12 protein-coding genes are annotated in these 17,065 nt (G+C 52.6%); 7 read left to right on the top strand and 5 right to left on the bottom strand.

What is annotated here, in order from left to right:
• Nucleotides 1-107: 107 nt before the first annotated feature.
• Together ABOC97_RS02655 and bglK are read right to left on the bottom strand one after the other, a co-directional pair.
• Nucleotides 108-1,538 carry a 6-phospho-beta-glucosidase gene (locus ABOC97_RS02655; RefSeq protein ID WP_349593762.1) on the bottom strand — a complete coding sequence of 477 codons (1,431 nt, stop codon included), beginning with the start codon at nt 1,536-1,538 and terminating at the stop codon, nt 108-110.
• Nucleotides 1,539-1,562: 24 nt separating this feature from the next.
• The gene (gene bglK / locus ABOC97_RS02650; RefSeq protein ID WP_349593760.1) at nt 1,563-2,441 is read right to left on the bottom strand and encodes a beta-glucoside kinase BglK; all 879 of its coding nucleotides are present in this window, start codon (nt 2,439-2,441) and stop codon (nt 1,563-1,565) included.
• Between the two features lie 288 nt (nt 2,442-2,729).
• Between bglK and purM the strand changes: the two genes are divergently transcribed.
• The 4 genes from purM to ppx all read left to right on the top strand — a co-directional run bounded on the left by purM (nt 2,730) and on the right by ppx (nt 8,273).
• Nucleotides 2,730-3,767 (top strand): phosphoribosylformylglycinamidine cyclo-ligase, encoded by a 1,038-nt coding sequence (gene purM, locus ABOC97_RS02645; RefSeq protein WP_349593758.1) that lies wholly within the window; start codon nt 2,730-2,732, stop codon nt 3,765-3,767.
• Nucleotides 3,768-4,409 (top strand): phosphoribosylglycinamide formyltransferase, encoded by a 642-nt coding sequence (gene purN, locus ABOC97_RS02640; RefSeq protein WP_349593756.1) that lies wholly within the window; start codon nt 3,768-3,770, stop codon nt 4,407-4,409. It abuts the gene before it with no gap.
• Between the two features lie 252 nt (nt 4,410-4,661).
• Complete coding sequence (gene ppk1, locus ABOC97_RS02635; protein ID WP_349593753.1) at nt 4,662-6,722, top strand: polyphosphate kinase 1; 2,061 nt, start codon at nt 4,662-4,664, stop codon at nt 6,720-6,722.
• Between the two features lie 3 nt (nt 6,723-6,725).
• A complete protein-coding gene (ppx, locus tag ABOC97_RS02630) occupies nt 6,726-8,273 on the top strand; it encodes an exopolyphosphatase (protein WP_349593750.1) in 1,548 nt (515 codons plus the stop codon).
• On the opposite strand, the gene ABOC97_RS02625 is transcribed toward ppx, so the two are convergent.
• Nucleotides 8,226-10,508 (bottom strand): EAL domain-containing protein, encoded by a 2,283-nt coding sequence (locus ABOC97_RS02625; RefSeq protein ID WP_349593747.1) that lies wholly within the window; start codon nt 10,506-10,508, stop codon nt 8,226-8,228. The genes ppx and ABOC97_RS02625 overlap by 48 nt on opposite strands.
• Nucleotides 10,509-10,858: 350 nt before the next feature.
• Here ABOC97_RS02625 and ABOC97_RS02620 point away from each other — a divergent pair, with 350 nt between their 5' ends.
• Nucleotides 10,859-11,062 carry a YfgG family protein gene (locus ABOC97_RS02620; RefSeq protein ID WP_234502377.1) on the top strand — a complete coding sequence of 68 codons (204 nt, stop codon included), beginning with the start codon at nt 10,859-10,861 and terminating at the stop codon, nt 11,060-11,062.
• Nucleotides 11,063-11,423: 361 nt separating this feature from the next.
• Nucleotides 11,424-12,302 (top strand): small-conductance mechanosensitive channel MscS, encoded by an 879-nt coding sequence (gene mscS / locus ABOC97_RS02615; RefSeq protein WP_349593743.1) that lies wholly within the window; start codon nt 11,424-11,426, stop codon nt 12,300-12,302.
• 75 nt (nt 12,303-12,377) lie between these two features.
• Here the strand turns inward: mscS and guaA are convergent, their stop codons facing one another.
• Together guaA and guaB are read right to left on the bottom strand one after the other, a co-directional pair.
• Nucleotides 12,378-13,955: a glutamine-hydrolyzing GMP synthase gene (gene guaA, locus ABOC97_RS02610; RefSeq protein ID WP_349593740.1), complete on the bottom strand. Its 1,578-nt coding sequence runs from the start codon at nt 13,953-13,955 to the stop codon at nt 12,378-12,380.
• A 68-nt stretch (nt 13,956-14,023) separates the two neighbouring features.
• Nucleotides 14,024-15,490: an IMP dehydrogenase gene (gene guaB, locus ABOC97_RS02605; protein ID WP_349593737.1), complete on the bottom strand. Its 1,467-nt coding sequence runs from the start codon at nt 15,488-15,490 to the stop codon at nt 14,024-14,026.
• A gap of 160 nt (nt 15,491-15,650) precedes the next feature.
• Between guaB and xseA the strand changes: the two genes are divergently transcribed.
• Complete coding sequence (xseA, locus tag ABOC97_RS02600; RefSeq protein WP_349593734.1) at nt 15,651-17,027, top strand: exodeoxyribonuclease VII large subunit; 1,377 nt, start codon at nt 15,651-15,653, stop codon at nt 17,025-17,027.
• The last annotated feature ends 38 nt before the right edge of the window (nt 17,028-17,065 follow it).

The raw sequence follows: 17,065 nt of genomic DNA, 5'->3' as shown, positions 1-17,065 counted from the left end.
GATGATTGACCAGGATCAAGCAAAGCGGCGAATGGGGCTGCAGACAGTATAAGTCAGGATAAAAATAAACCCCGACTAGCGGGGTTTTATTATTCATATTCAGTGAGTTAAAGTTCACTGCCGTTGGTCGCAATCACCTTCTGATACCAGGCAAAAGATTTTTTCCGGCTACGGGCCAGTGTGCCGTTACCTTCGTTGTCTTTATCGACGTAAATAAAGCCGTAACGTTTTTTCATCTCGCCGGTACCGGCGGAAACCAGGTCAATACAGCCCCACGGGGTATAGCCCATCAGATCCACGCCATCTTCGACGACCGCTTTCTTCATTTCGGCGATGTGCGCCGCAAGGTAATCGATACGATATTGGTCATTCACCGTGCCATCTTTTTCCAGCACGTCGATGGCACCAAAACCGTTTTCGACGATAAACAGCGGCAACTGATAGTGGTCATAGAACCAGTTCAGTGAGTAGCGCAGGCCCACTGGGTCAATCTGCCAGCCCCAGTCAGACTTCTGCACGAACGGGTTGGAAACAAGGCTGGTGGTTTCATCGTAGTCCAGCTGCGGGTTATCCGGCGTGGCTTTTGTCGCGAACGACATGTAATAGCTAAAGCCGATATAGTCGACGCAACCCTGGGTCAGCGCCTGACGGTCTTCGTCGGTGATATCCAGTTCAAAGCCGCGACGCTCAAAGTAGTTCAGCAGATGCTGCGGGTATTTGCCACGCACGTGTACGTCGGTGAACCAGTAACGGCGATGCATGGCGTTCATCGCCATCATCATATCGTTTGGCGCACAGGACAGCGGATAGATTGGGCACATCGCAATCATACAGCCCACCTGCAGCGCAGGGTTAATCTCACGTGCCGCTTTCACCGCCAGGGCGCTCGCCACCAGCTCGTAGTGCGCCGCTTGATACATTACCGGCTCGCGGTCTTCACCCGGCAGATACTTCAGGCCAGAGTTGGTGAACGGGGCGAAGTCTTCGTGGAAGTTAGCCTGGTTGTTGATTTCGTTGAACGTCATCCAGTACTTCACTTTGTGCTGGTAGCGAGTAAACACCACTTTCGCAAAGCGGACGAAGAACTCAATCAGCTTGCGGTTGCGCCAGCCGCCGTATTCAGTCACCAGATGATACGGCATCTCAAAGTGCGACAGGGTAATGACCGGCTCGATACCTAACTTCAGGCACTCATCGAACAGATCATCATAGAACTGCAGGCCCGCTTCGTTCGGCGTCAGCTCGTCGCCATTGGGAAAAATACGCGTCCAGGCAATGGAGGTACGGAAGCATTTATAGCCCATCTCAGCGAACAGTTGCAGATCGTCTTTATAGCGATGATAGAAATCAATGGCTTCGTGGTTTGGGTAGTTCTTCCCCGGCAGTACGCCGTCGGTAATTTCACGTGGTACGCCGTGCGCACCGGCGGTCATCACATCCGCGACGCTGGCGCCCTTGCCGCCCTCTTTCCAGCCACCTTCCAGTTGATGTGCAGCTACCGCGCCGCCCCAGAGAAACCCAGCTTTAAATCCAGACATATCTTTCCCTCGTTAATCAGTAAGTTATCGCTGCGAGTATTGCTGATTGAAATGATAAACCGCGCCAATCAGCCCGGCGTCATTACCGTGGCTGACCGTATCGATGTAGTCGGCGATACCGAACCAGGCCAGATGCTCACGCATCAGCGCCAGAAAACCGGGGCGTTCAACGATGCCGCCGCCGATGAGAATGGTTTGTGGATCAAACAGATTGACCAGGTTATAGAGCCCCGTTCCAATACCGTTGAAAAACTCTGCAACCAACCGCCGGCAGACGGCATCGCCCGCGTCGAAGCGGTCGAAGATCTCCTCGCCGGTCACTTCGTCCAGCGGTTTGCCAATATGCTGCGCATAGCGATAGCGCAGTACGCGCAGGGTGCAGTTTTCGTTCATTGAGTAGCGTCGAACATCGCGGGAGCCGGGACGTGAAGTTTGCATATAGCCAAATTCACCGGCGCGAAAACGCGCACCGTGCACCAGTTGGTTATTGCAGAAAATAGCGCCGCCGATGCCGGTGCCGATAGTCAGCACCAGGAAATTCGCCATCTCAGTCGCTTTGCCCTGCCAACGCTCGGCCAGCAGTACGCAGTTCGCATCATTCTCGATGGCGACGGGTAAACCGCAGCGCTCCTCAAGCCACTCTTTAATCGCGAAGTTGTCGAACCGACGGATAGCACCGCCCATCTCGATATAGCCGGTGTGCGGGTTAACGTAGCCCGGTGCGCTTATCGCGATACCGGTACACTGAGGATGTGCAGCAATCCAGGCTTCAATGGCTGAAAGAATTTGCTCACCGTCGCTATTGCTGATGGGCTGTTTTCCTTTTTCCAGCAATCCACCATTTGCATCGACTACGCCCATTTTTAACGCCGTACCACCAATATCAAAAGCAGCGATTTTCATTCCATTCATCCCTTCTGGCTGCGTTCAAATCTCTTGTTCGGTCATCTGTAACAAAAAACAGAAACCGGTTTCAGTCATATGATGTGGATTATGCACAATGGATGCAAGGACAAGGATGTACCCGGTTTCATTTTCGTGAGCAGTATCATATTCAACCAATTTAATTGCTGAATAGGTGGAAAAATCAGGTGTTAAAAAATGGGTGCAGAATAGGCTCGCAAACGTTTGCCTGGGCTGATAGAATTGCGCCGATTTTTCTTGCTAACGCAAACGCGTGGAGACTTAGCAGTGACCGACAAAACCTCTCTCAGCTATAAAGATGCCGGTGTTGATATTGACGCAGGAAACGCTCTGGTTGACCGTATCAAAGGGGTGGTGAAGAAAACTCGCCGTCCGGAAGTGATGGGTGGATTAGGTGGATTCGGTGCATTGTGCGCACTGCCGCAAAAATATCGCGAACCGGTGCTGGTTTCAGGCACTGACGGCGTTGGCACAAAATTACGCTTAGCGATGGATTTAAAGCGTCACGATACTATCGGTATCGATCTGGTCGCCATGTGCGTTAACGATCTGGTGGTTCAGGGCGCCGAGCCGCTGTTCTTCCTCGACTACTATGCCACTGGCAAACTGGACGTTGATACCGCAGCTAGCGTTATCAGCGGTATCGCCGAGGGCTGCCTGCAGTCCGGCTGCGCGCTGGTCGGCGGTGAAACGGCTGAAATGCCGGGGATGTACCACGGTGAAGATTACGACGTCGCGGGCTTCTGCGTTGGCGTAGTTGAAAAATCAGAAATCATCGACGGCAGCAAAGTTGCCGACGGCGACGTGCTGATTGCCCTTGGCTCCAGCGGCCCGCACTCCAACGGCTACTCTCTGGTTCGCAAAATTGTGGAAGTAAGCGGCTGCAACCCGGACACGACTCAACTGGAAGGCAAAACGCTGGCCGACCATCTGCTGGCACCAACCCGCATCTACGTGAAGTCTATTCTTGAACTGATCGCGAGCGTTGACGTCCACGCTATCGCCCACCTGACCGGCGGCGGTTTCTGGGAAAACATTCCGCGCGTTCTGCCGGATAACACCCAGGCCGTGATCGATGAATCCTCCTGGCAGTGGCCAGCCGTATTCAGCTGGTTGCAGGATGCCGGTAACGTCAGCCGTCATGAAATGTACCGCACCTTTAACTGCGGCGTCGGTATGGTGATTGCACTGGCTGCCGATCAAGCGGACAAAGCGATTGCGCTGATGAACGAAAAAGGTGAAAACGCGTGGAAAATCGGCTATATCAAAGCCACTGATTCCGAACAGCGTGTGGTCATCGAATAAATGAAAAACATCGTGGTGCTGATTTCCGGCAACGGCAGCAATTTGCAGGCAATTATCGACGCCTGTGAGCAAAAAAGGATTAATGGCACCATTCGGGCGGTTTTCAGCAATAAGGCCGACGCATTCGGCCTTGAGCGCGCGCGCGATGCGGGTATCCCGCAGCACGCGCTGGCCGCCAGCCAATTTGCTAGCCGGGAAGCATTTGACCGTGAGCTGATGCATGAAATCGACGCCTATGCCCCCGATGTTGTGGTTCTGGCGGGCTATATGCGTATTCTCAGCGCCGATTTCGTTCAGCACTATCAGGGGAAATTGCTCAATATCCACCCTTCCCTGCTGCCAAAATATCCGGGTCTGAACACCCATCGTCAGGCGCTGGAAAATGGCGACGCCGAACACGGGACTTCCGTGCATTTCGTTACCGAAGAGCTGGACGGCGGGCCGGTAATTTTACAGGCTAAAGTGCCGGTTTTCGACGGCGATGACGAAGATGAAATTACCTCGCGAGTGCAGGTTCAGGAACATGCTATCTACCCGCTGGTGGTGGGCTGGTTCCTCGATGGACGCTTGAAAATGCAGGACAATCATGCCTGGATTGATGGCGTCAGGCTGCCTCCGGCAGGCTACGCGGCGGACGAGTAATATCGCATCAGCACACGACTTAAAGAGGGCCACTGCGGCCCTCTTTTTTATGCCTGTAATCTGCCTGGTTAGGGTCAGCACAAACGGCAAAAAAGACTTAGATATCAAAAAGAATAATGAATATTTTCTTATGGGAAATAGGATTACTGTCATACTTAGCTGACACAGTTGGACATCGTCTGGCAAAGCTAGCAATATAAACAGTGAGACGACTTTGCCGCGTCCCGTGGACAAACCGGAGTGTGAGTAGTAATGGGTCAGGAAAAACTGTACATCGAAAAAGAACTAAGCTGGTTGTCATTCAACGAGCGTGTCCTTCAGGAAGCGGCAGACAAAAGCAATCCGCTGATTGAGCGTATGCGTTTTCTGGGGATTTACTCCAACAACCTCGACGAGTTCTATAAAGTCCGCTTCGCCGAACTGAAGCGACGGATTATCATCAGCGAAGAACAGGGCGTGACCACGCATTCTCGCCATCTTCTGACCCGGATTCAGGCGCGAGTGCTGAAAGCCGATCAGGAGTTTGATGGTCTGTACAATGAGCTGCTGCTGGAAATGGCACGCAACCAAATCTTCCTGATTAACGAACGCCAGCTTTCCGCCAACCAGCAAGGCTGGCTGCGCCACTATTTTAAACAGCATTTGCGCCAGCATATCACCCCGATTCTGCTGAACCGGGAAACCGATCTGGTGCAGTTCCTGAAAGATGATTACACCTATTTAGCGGTGGAAATTATTCGCGGCGATGAAATTAACTACGCGCTGCTGGAAATTCCATCCGATAAAGTACCGCGTTTCGTCAATCTGCCGCCAGAAACACCGCGTCGCCGTAAGCCGATGATCTTGCTGGATAACATTCTTCGTTACTGCCTGGATGATATCTTCAAAGGCTTCTTTGACTATGACGCGCTGAACGCCTATTCGATGAAAATGACCCGTGACGCCGAGTACGATCTGGTGCACGAAATGGAATCAAGCCTGATGGAGCTGATGTCTTCCAGCCTCAAGCAGCGCCTGACCGCCGAACCGGTGCGCTTTGTTTATCAGCGCGATATGCCTGATGCAATGGTCGAAATGCTGCGTAAGAAGCTGACTATCTCACGCTATGACTCCATCGTTCCGGGCGGCCGCTATCACAACTTTAAAGACTTTATTGGTTTCCCGAACGTCGGCAAAGCCAATCTGGTCAACAAACCGATGCCGAGATTGCGCCATGTTTGGTTCGATAAATTCCGCAACGGTTTTGACGCCATTCGCGAACGCGACGTGCTGCTCTACTACCCTTATCACACCTTTGAGCACGTGCTGGAGCTGCTGCGCCAGGCTTCATTCGATCCCAACGTGTTGGCCATCAAAATCAATATTTACCGAGTCGCCAAAGACTCGCGCATTATTGATGCCATGATTCACGCCGCCCATAACGGTAAGAAAGTCACCGTGGTGGTCGAACTGCAGGCGCGCTTCGATGAAGCCGCCAACATCCATTGGGCAAAGCGCCTTACCGAAGCGGGCGTGCACGTTATCTTCTCGGCTCCAGGCCTGAAAATTCACGCCAAACTGTTCCTGATTTCGCGTAAAGAAGGTGAGGAAGTGGTGCGCTATGCCCACATCGGTACCGGTAACTTCAACGAAAAAACCGCGCGTATTTACACCGACTATTCGCTGATTACCGCCGACGCGCGTATCACCAATGAAGTACGTCGGGTATTTAACTTTATCGAAAACCCTTACCGCCCGGTGAGCTTCGACTACCTGCTGGTGTCGCCGCAAAACTCCCGTCGTCTGTTGTACAAGATGATCGACCAAGAAATTGCCAACGCCCAGAATGGATTACCGGCAGGCATTACGCTTAAACTCAACAACCTGGTGGATAAAGGGCTGGTCGATCGCCTGTATGCGGCATCCAGCTCCGGCGTACAGGTGAATCTCCTGATCCGCGGAATGTGCTCCCTGATTCCAGAATTAGAAGGAATCAGCGATAATATTCGAGTGATCAGCATCGTCGACCGTTTCCTTGAGCACGATAGGATCTATATTTTTGATAACGGCGGCGATAAACGCGTCTACCTCTCCTCTGCGGACTGGATGACCCGTAATATCGATTACCGTATTGAAGTCGCGACGCCACTGCTCGACCCGCGCCTCAAACAGCGGATCCTCGATATTATCGATATCCTGTTTAGCGACACGGTGAAAGCCCGTTATGTCGATAAAGAACTGAGTAATCGCTATGTTCCGCGCGGAAATCGACGCAAAGTCCGTGCGCAGCAGGCGATCTACGATTATCTCAAATCACTTGAACAGCCTGACTAACCTATGCCAATAAAAAGCAAAGCACCCCGGCCGCAGGAGTTTGCGGCGGTTGATCTTGGTTCAAACAGTTTTCATATGGTCATCGCGCGCGTTGTTGATGGCGCAATGCAGATTATTGGCCGTCTGAAGCAGCGTGTGCATCTGGCCGACGGGCTGGATGAAAACAACATGCTCAGCGAAGATGCCATGGAACGCGGCCTAAGCTGCCTGTCGCTGTTCGCAGAGCGACTGCAGGGCTTTTCCCCTTCCAGCGTCTGTATCGTCGGCACGCACTCGCTACGTCAGGCGGTGAACGCTACCGATTTTTTGAAGCGCGCGGAAAAGGTTATCCCCTACCCGATTGAAATTATCTCCGGCAACGAAGAAGCGCGTCTGATTTTTATGGGCGTAGAGCACACGCAGCCGGAGAAAGGCCGCAAGCTGGTGATTGATATCGGCGGCGGTTCCACCGAGCTGGTGATTGGCGAAGATTTTGAACCGATGCTGGTCGAAAGTCGCCGCATGGGCTGCGTGAGCTTCGGCCAGCAGTTCTTCCTTGCGGGCACTATCAACCGGGAAAACTTCCAGCGCGCGCGCCTTGCGGCCGTGCAGAAGCTGGAAACGCTGGCGTGGCAGTACCGTATTCAGGGCTGGAACGTGGCAATGGGGGCGTCTGGCACCATTAAAGCGGCGCATGAAGTGCTGCTGGAAATGGGCGAGAAAGACGGTTTTATCACCCCTGAGCGCCTCGAAATGCTGGTTGAAGAAGTGCTGAAGAGCAAAAACTTCAACTCTCTGAGCCTGCCTGGGCTTTCTGAAGAGCGTAAATACGTGTTCGTTCCGGGACTGGCAATTCTCTGCGGCGTGTTTGACGCGCTGGGGATCAAAGAACTGCGCCTTTCTGACGGTGCGCTACGCGAAGGCGTGCTGTATGAAATGGAAGGCCGTTTCCGCCATCAGGACGTCCGTAGCCGCACCGCGCAAAGTCTGGCAAATCAGTACAACATCGACCGTGAACAGGCGCAGCGCGTCCTGGAAACGACAATGCAAATGTACGATCAGTGGCTGGAGCAGAATCCGAAGCTTGGAAATCCACAGCTAACCGCGCTATTGAAGTGGGCGTCAATGCTGCATGAAGTGGGGCTGAACATTAACCACAGCGGAATGCATCGCCATTCGGCCTACATCCTGCAAAACAGCGACCTGCCCGGCTTTAACCAGGAACAGCAGTATCTGATGGCAACCCTGGTACGCTTCCATCGTAAAGCCATTAAGCTGGATGAATTGCCGCGCTTCACGCTGTTTAAGAAGAAGCAGTTCCTGCCGATGATTCAGTTACTGCGTCTTGGCGTGCTGTTGAATAACCAGCGTCAGGCAACCACAACGCCGCCAACGCTGAAGCTGACGACCGAGGCTAACCACTGGACGCTCTGTTTCCCATATGACTGGTTTTCCCAGAACGCGCTGGTGTTGCTCGATCTGGAGAAAGAGCAGCAGTATTGGGAAAGCGTCACCGGCTGGTTGCTAAAAATCACCGAGGAGAGTGCGCCCGACGAGGTCGTCGCCGCCTGATGCGTTAGCTTTAGTTTTAGGTAACGCCAGCTCCTCAAGCGGGGCTGGCTTACCAATCGCATATCCCTGAAGATAATCAATGCCTAGCGCAATCGCCGCCGCGCGAATTTCTTTATTTTCAACATATTCCGCCACCACGCGCATTTTCTTCATCCGCGCCAGATGGCAGATAGATGAGACAATCTGGTAGTCGAGACTGCTGGTCGCAATATTACGGATAAAGCTGCCATCAATTTTGAGGATGTCCGCGCAGATGTGCTTCAAGCGCGCATAGCTGGCATAGCCCGTGCCAAAATCATCAATCGCCACCCGGCACCCAAGTTCCTGCAGTTCATGCAGCGTTTGTCGCGCCTGCTCCACGTTGACCAACGAATGGCTTTCTGTAATCTCAAACACCAGTTGCCATGCCTCAATACCGTATTCACTGAGCAATGTTTCGACCTTACGCGCAAAACCCAACCCGCTGGCAGTCGACGGCGATAAATTCACAGCCAGACGCATTCCCGGGTGGCTTTCTCGCCGGCTGGCCATAAAGCGCAATGTATGTTCAAGCACCCAAAGGTCGATACGCGATGCCATACCAAATTCGTGGGCGACCGGTAAAAATAGCGCCGGTGAGATCAGTTCATTCTCATCATCGAGCATTCGCAGCAGGACTTCATGATAGTCATCGCCGCGGATACCGACAATTGGCTGCGCCATCAGGCAGAAGCGATCGTTTTCCAGCGCCTGTTGGACGCGAACCATCATCGCAATCTTACCCTTCAACTCCTGCTGAAGGTGCTGTGCGCCGCGCCGCTGCATGTTTTCTGGGCGATCGGTCACTAACGACAGTTCAGCCACCGTATTCAGCTCTCCCAACATCAACGGAAGGTGCGCGATAGGTGATTGGATATAGCAATAGCTTAAGCCAATTTGCGGCTGGAGCGGCATTCCATTCCAGCTGTAGCGGAACATTTTCAGACGCGCATAAAGCTCATCGATGCGATCCTTGTAGGACTCTGTATGCAGTTGTACGGCTAAATCACTACCGGTCAACTGATACACATTCTCCCCCGGTCGCAAAACATCCCGCAGGTATTCCGCCAGATTTTGCTTATAGTTGATACGCAGCATAATGCCGTAGTGGCGTGCCAGGATTTCAAGATCCGGCATGCGCAGGAAGCACAGTACCGACCACGGCGCTTTGCTAATCGCCCGGTTCAAAGCACGCATATTCGGCAAATTCACCACTGGGTCGATAAAGGCCATACGCCGTACCCGCTCGTGAATAGCGCGCTGGCGGCTGGAGAGCATTGCAATATAGGCAATAATAAACGAGAACACCAGAAAGCTAGACGAGGTGATTGCCAACTGAACGCTATACCCTTCAGTGCGCGGAATATAGCGAGAATGGTAATGAATGGCCACAATCAGCAGTAACGTCCAGACAACGGAAATGAACCGATAGCCAAAGCGCATTGAGCCCCACAACATCACCGGCAACAGCAAGGAAATGGTGTAGTTGGTGCTGAAAATCGTGCTGGCTTTATCCAGCGGCATCATCAACATGGAGAATATCCCCAGCACCACGACTCCCCACACCGTCATTTCCGGCCATTTGACCTTTGCGTCAAAATCGCGACGAGTCTGGGAGACAAAGCTGCGAATATAATAGGGATTGCGGATAATACGGATCAACAAGTAGCACAGAGGTACGCCGGTGAGATACCCCATCAGCAGCGACTGGTAGTTAATCAAATTACGCTGGGTCAACGGCGACGTCAGTTGAGCCTCACTGAGGCTAGGATAGACACCGATATACAGCGTGAACTGTATCAGGAACATAAACAACGAAGCGGGGACAAACATCTGCCAGAACAGCCGGTGCGCCATCAGGCGGGTGTCGCCGTACGTCACCATTTTTCGCCCACCGGTAAAAAACTGATAACCGCCCCATGCCACCAGCGTTGGAATAAGAAACTGCAGCGTGAGGCCGACTTCTTCAGCGGCAAGCAGGTCGCGCGTCAGATAGCAGGCAATCCCCGCAATGAGCCCCGGAAGCGCTTTCCAACCGAAAAATAACATCATGCTCAGCAAAAAAGGCAGTGGCAGATAATAAAGGTAAGCCTTACCGTCACCAACATAGGCGTAAGTATTAGCAATTTTAATTATTGGCAACACCAGAAGCGGCAGTATCAGGGGCAACCCCCACCAACAATCGCGATATTGCTTATACCATTTACAGAAATTCATAGGTGCTCAACGGATACCCCAAATCCTGCTGGGTATTTTGAGACAGGCATCCAACCTGGCTTAAAATTCCGCGAGATGAGTAATACGCGGGTCAGGCGCAGTATTTTAGTGAGCAGTTCCGAATGAAACTTGATATACGTCAAAAAAAGATGCACATCCAATTAATAAATCACTTTTTAATGGACAAATGCAGATATATTTTCAGGTTTGTGAATACGTATATTATCTTATATAACATTAATTAATGTTTACCCTGACGGTTTTTTACATTCAATGCAATTGACCCTCACGTCACTCTGTGCCTTAATGTAGCAATCGCCCGTGTATGGGTATACCTAAAGGACCCCTTTGTGAGCCAGGTTACCAGCCTACGAAAACGACACCGATTTAACAGTCGCATGATCCGAATCGTACTGCTTATCAGTTTGATCTTCTTCTTCGGACGTTTCGTCTACTCCTCCATTGGTGCGTGGCATCACCACCAGGACAAAAAAGAATCCCAGCAAAGCAGCCTTTCGCAGCAGACTCCCGCAGTGCAGACCAACGATCGCTAATCTTCTTTACGCTCCTGTCATACCTTCTTTTTCAAGATTCCTTACCGGATGGCTAATCGACCGACATTTAACCATCCGGTAAGGGATTTGAGTTCCCTTGCTCTCTTTTCCACTACGCATTCGGACATATCGCTCAATTACCCCGCCGCCCGCACAATTACACAATCTTTTATTTTCACTTCGCCGCACCATTTGGCGAATTTTTTGTGTGGCTTTTATTACGCATAAAAATATGGCTAAAACAGCCATTAACCCATCACAATTAAAAATATAAACGGCATACGCATTATTATTTTGCATATGGCGATTAATTTTTACTTGAATGTTTATATAGTATTTTTAAATTCAGCAAGGTAATACCATGAGTGGCTTTGCATTATTCCCTAAAATAAGAAGCAGTATTGAGTGGCTTTTTGAGCACGGTGACGCCGTCGTCCAGTTTGGCTGGAGCATTGTTGCCGCGATCATTTTATTGTTCGCCGGTAAATTTGTTTCTCGCCTGCTCGCACATACCCTGGAGAAACTACTTTTAAGGCGAAGCGTCGATATCACCATCGTGCAATTTTTTACCGCGCTGGTCCGCTATATCACGCTCGCATTTTTTACCGTCGCCGCGTTGGGCCGCATCGGCATTGAAACATCATCGATTATTGCCGTGATTGGTGCCGCTGGGCTGGCTATTGGCCTGGCATTGCAAAGCTCGTTGTCTAACTTTGCCGCAGGCGTCATGCTGGTTTCCTTGCGCCCATTCCGCGCAGGTGAAATCATACAAATTGGGCTCATAATAGGGACGGTTGAAAAAGTGCATATCTTTTCAACCACCTTACTCACTGGCGACAGTAAATCGGTGGTGATCCCTAACGGTAAAATTATCGCCGACAATATCATCAACTACTCTCGCCACCCAATGCGCCGTATCGATCTGGTCATTGGCGTCGGCTACCACAGTCGGATTGCCGATGTAAAAAGAGTGATTACCAGTATTATCGAGCAGGACAGTCGTATCGACCAGAAGCGCGGTTTTGTTGTTCGTTTGGGGGAGCTTGCCCCTTCATCGCTGAACTTCTATGTTCGCGTGTGGGTACCCAATGCTGAATACTGGAACACCTACTACGACATGCTGGAAAAAATCAAAGAGGCGCTGGACGCCAACCATATCTCCTTACCGTATCCGCAAATGGACGTTCGCATCGAAAACATTACCGCCAAAGTACCCACCCAACTTCAGCTAGTCGATTAGCCATCGGGACAAAAGATTGCCATAAAAAAACCCTCTGCTGAGCAGAGGGTTTTTAGCACTAACATAAAGGGGAAATTATTCCCACTCAATGGTAGCCGGTGGCTTGCCGCTGATGTCATAAACGACACGCGAGATACCGTTCACTTCATTGATGATGCGGTTGGATACGCGTCCCAGGAAGTCGTACGGCAGGTGCGCCCAGTGTGCGGTCATAAAGTCGATGGTTTCGACAGCACGCAGGGAAACAACCCAGTCATACTTACGGCCATCGCCCATCACACCTACGGAACGAACCGGCAGGAACACGGTGAACGCCTGGCTCACTTTGTTGTACAGGTCGGCTTTGTGCAGCTCTTCGATGAAGATAGCATCCGCACGACGCAGCAGGTCGCAGTACTCTTTCTTCACTTCGCCCAGCACGCGTACGCCCAGACCTGGACCCGGGAACGGGTGACGGTACAGCATGTCGTACGGCAGGCCCAGTTCCAGACCAATTTTACGCACTTCATCTTTGAACAGCTCACGCAGCGGTTCAACCAGGCCCATCTTCATCTCTTTCGGCAGGCCGCCCACGTTGTGGTGAGATTTGATGACGTGTGCTTTACCGGTCGCGGAAGCGGCGGATTCGATAACGTCAGGATAGATAGTCCCCTGCGCCAGCCATTTCACGTCCTGCAACTTCAGTGCTTCTTCGTCAAATACTTCAACGAATACGCGACCGATGATTTTACGTTTAGCTTCCGGATCGTTTTCACCCGCCAGCGCGTCGAGGAAGCGTTTTTCGCCTTCCACGTGAACGATGTTGAGGCCGAAGTGGTCGCCGAACATGTCCATAACCTGCTGAGCTTCGTTCAGACGCAGCAGACCGTTATCAACGAAGACGCAGGTCAGGTTTTTGCCGATGGCGCGGTGCAGCAGCATCGCGGTAACGGAGGAGTCAACGCCACCGGACAGGCCGAGGATCACTTTGTCATCACCCACCTGCTCGCGGATGCGCACAATCGCATCTTCGATAATTTTGTCAGCGGTCCACAGCGCTTCGCACTGGCAGATATCGCGAACAAAACGCTCAAGCATGCGCAGGCCCTGGCGGGTGTGGGTCACTTCCGGGTGGAACTGCACGCCGTAGAAGCGTTTTTCTTCGTTAGCCATAATGGCGAACGGGCAGCTCTCTGTGCTGGCAACGGTGACGAAGTCAGCAGGGATGGCGGTGACTTTATCGCCATGGCTCATCCATACGTCCAGCAGCGGTTTGCCGTCTGCGGTCAGTGCATCTTCGATACCGCGAACCAGCGCGCTGTCGGTTTTCACTTCAACCTGGGCGTAGCCAAACTCGCGTTCGGTAGAGCTTTCAACATGACCGCCCAGCTGCATCGCCATGGTCTGCATGCCGTAGCATACGCCGAAGACCGGTACACCAGCTTCGAAGACGTATTCTGGTGCACGTGGGCTGTTATCTTCGGTGGTGCTTTCCGGGCCACCGGAGAGGATGATCCCGCTCGGATTGAACTCACGGATTTGTGCTTCAGTAACATCCCATGCCCACAGTTCACAGTAGACGCCCAGTTCACGTACGCGACGTGCCACCAGCTGCGTATACTGCGATCCGAAATCAAGGATAAGAATGCGATGTTTATGAATATTATCAGTCATTTGACGTTAATTCCGAGGCAAGTGAAACAATAACAAAACGCCCGGTTAAAACCGGGCGCGGAAACTTATCAGGAGCCCATGCGGTAGTTCGGGGACTCTTTGGTGATGGTCACATCGTGAACGTGGCTTTCCTGGATACCCGCACCGCTGATGCGAACGAATTCAGCTTTCGTACGCAGCTCGTCAATGGTACCACAGCCGGTCAGCCCCATACAGGAGCGCAGGCCGCCCATCTGCTGGTGAATGATCTCTTTCAGGCGACCTTTATAGGCAACGCGACCTTCGATACCTTCTGGTACCAGTTTGTCTGCGGCGTTATCGCTCTGGAAGTAACGGTCGGAAGAACCTTTAGACATCGCGCCCAGGGAGCCCATACCACGGTAAGATTTGTAAGAACGGCCCTGGTAAAGCTCGATTTCACCCGGGGATTCTTCGGTACCAGCCAGCATTGAACCCACCATCACCACGGCGGCGCCAGCAGCGATAGCTTTCGCGATGTCACCGGAGAAACGAATACCACCATCGGCGATAACCGGAATGCCGGTACCTTCCAGCGCTTCAACCGCGTCGGAAACCGCAGTGATCTGTGGAACACCTACGCCGGTAACGATACGGGTAGTACAAATGGAACCCGGGCCGATACCCACTTTAACTGCGCTACAACCGGCTTCCGCCAGAGCACGAGCGCCTGCGCCAGTCGCCACGTTACCGCCGATGATTTGCAGGTCAGGGTATTTAGCACGAGTTTCACGGATACGCTGCAAAACGCCTTCAGAGTGGCCGTGAGAGGAGTCAATCAGCAGCACGTCAACGCCTGCCGCAACCAGAGCATCAACGCGCTCTTCGTTACCAGCGCCTGCGCCTACTGCCGCGCCAACGCGCAGACGACCCTGCTCATCTTTACACGCGTTAGGTTTACGTTCGGCTTTTTTAAAGTCTTTAACGGTGATCATGCCCAGCAGGTGGAAGCTGGAATCAACAACCAGCGCTTTTTCTACGCGGCGTTCGTGCATTTTTGCGAAGACCACGTCACGCGCTTCGCCTTCGCGAACGGTCACCAGGCGATCTTTCGGCGTCATATACACGCTCACCGGCTGGTTCAGATCGGTTACGAAGCGAACATCACGACCGGTAATGATACCGACCAGTTCATTATCTTCGGTCACAACCGGATAGCCTGCGAAGCCGTTACGCTCAGTCAGCGCTTTGACTTCGTGCAGAGTGGTGGTTGGCAGAACGGTCTGCGGGTCGGTCACGACGCCGGATTCGTGTTTCTTCACGCGGCGAACTTCTTCCGCCTGGCGCTCAATGGACATGTTTTTGTGGATAAAACCGATGCCGCCTTCCTGTGCCAGTGCAATTGCAAGGCGCGCTTCAGTCACGGTATCCATTGCCGCAGAGAGCATAGGAATGTTCAGACGAATAGTTTTAGTCAGCTGGGTGCCAAGATCAGCCGTGTTCGGCAGAACGGTAGAATGAGCGGGAACGAGGAGGACGTCGTCAAACGTCAGGGCTTCTTTTGCGATACGTAGCATGGGCAATATCTCACCTGGGAGGTTAATAAATATTGCCGCGGCATTATACAGAGCGTAAGCGATTGCATCTACACTTTTCTTAAAAAAATACTTGCGATCGTCGTTGGGCAGGTTACTATCGACTGAATAACCTGCTGATTTAGAATTTGATCTCGCTCACATGTTACCTTCTCAATCCCCCTCAATTTTTACCGTTAGCCGCCTGAATCAGTCGGTTCGTCTGCTGCTCGAGCAAGAAATGGGGCAAGTGTGGATTAGCGGCGAGATTTCAAATTTCTCCCAGCCCTCTTCCGGTCACTGGTACTTCACCTTAAAAGACGATAACGCCCAGGTGCGCTGCGCGATGTTCCGCAACAGTAACCGCCGCGTGACGTTCCGCCCGCAGCATGGGCAACAGGTGCTGGTGCGCGCCAATATCACGCTGTATGAACCGCGCGGCGACTACCAGATTATTGTCGAAAGCATGCAGCCGGCGGGTGAAGGCCTGTTGCAGCAAAAATATGAGCAGCTGAAAGCCAAACTGCAGGCTGAAGGATTGTTCGACCAGCAGTTCAAGCAGCCGCTTCCTGCCCCAGCCCACTGCATTGGCGTGATTACGTCTAAAACCGGGGCTGCGCTGCACGATATTCTCCATGTCCTCAAACGCCGCGATCCCTCTTTGCCGGTGGTGATTTACCCCACGGCTGTTCAGGGTGACGATGCGCCGATGCAAATCGTCCGCGCCATTGAGCTGGCTAACGCCCGTAACGAGTGTGATGTTTTAATCGTCGGGCGCGGCGGCGGTTCGCTGGAAGATTTATGGAGCTTTAACGACGAGCGCGTGGCGCGGGCTATTTTTGCCAGCCGCATTCCGGTGGTGAGCGCCGTCGGCCATGAAACCGACGTGACCATTGCCGATTTTGTCGGCGATCTGCGCGCGCCAACGCCATCTGCCGCGGCAGAAATTGTCAGCCGCAATCAGCAGGAATTATTACGCCAGATCCAATCCGTTCAGCAGCGTCTGGGCATGGCGATGGATTACTACCTCGCCAACCGCAGTCGTCGTTTTACGCAGACATATCACCGTCTACAACAGCAGCATCCTCAGCTACGCCTGGCGCGCCAGCAAACCACGCTGGAACGACTGCGTCAGCGCATGAGCTTTGCGCTGGAAAACCAAATCAAACAGGCCAATCAGCGCCAGCAGCGCATTTTGCAGCGTCTGAATCAACAAAATCCCCAGCCGCGCATTCATCGCGGCCAGTCGCGCATTCAGCAGCTGGAATATCGGCTGGCGGAGAATATCCGCGCTCGTCTTAGCGAACAACGCGAGCGTTTTGGCAATGCGGTAACGCATCTGGAAGCCGTCAGCCCACTAGCCACTTTGGCACGTGGCTACAGCGTCACCACCGCCAGCGATGGCAAAGTACTAAAACAGACAAAACAGGCGAAAGCGGGCGAGCTGTTGACCACCAGGCTGGCGGATGGCTGGGTTGAGAGTGAAATCAAAACGGTGACGGCGGAAAAGAAAACCCGCGCACGTAAAAAAGCGGTCTGATTTCCGGGTAATACCGGGCTTCAGCGCCCGGTCAGGTA

This window comes from Kluyvera huaxiensis (genome assembly GCF_040149365.1).
Classification (GTDB): Bacteria; Pseudomonadota; Gammaproteobacteria; order Enterobacterales; family Enterobacteriaceae; genus Kluyvera; species Kluyvera intermedia_A.
This window is presented reverse-complemented; position numbering and strand designations above follow the sequence as displayed.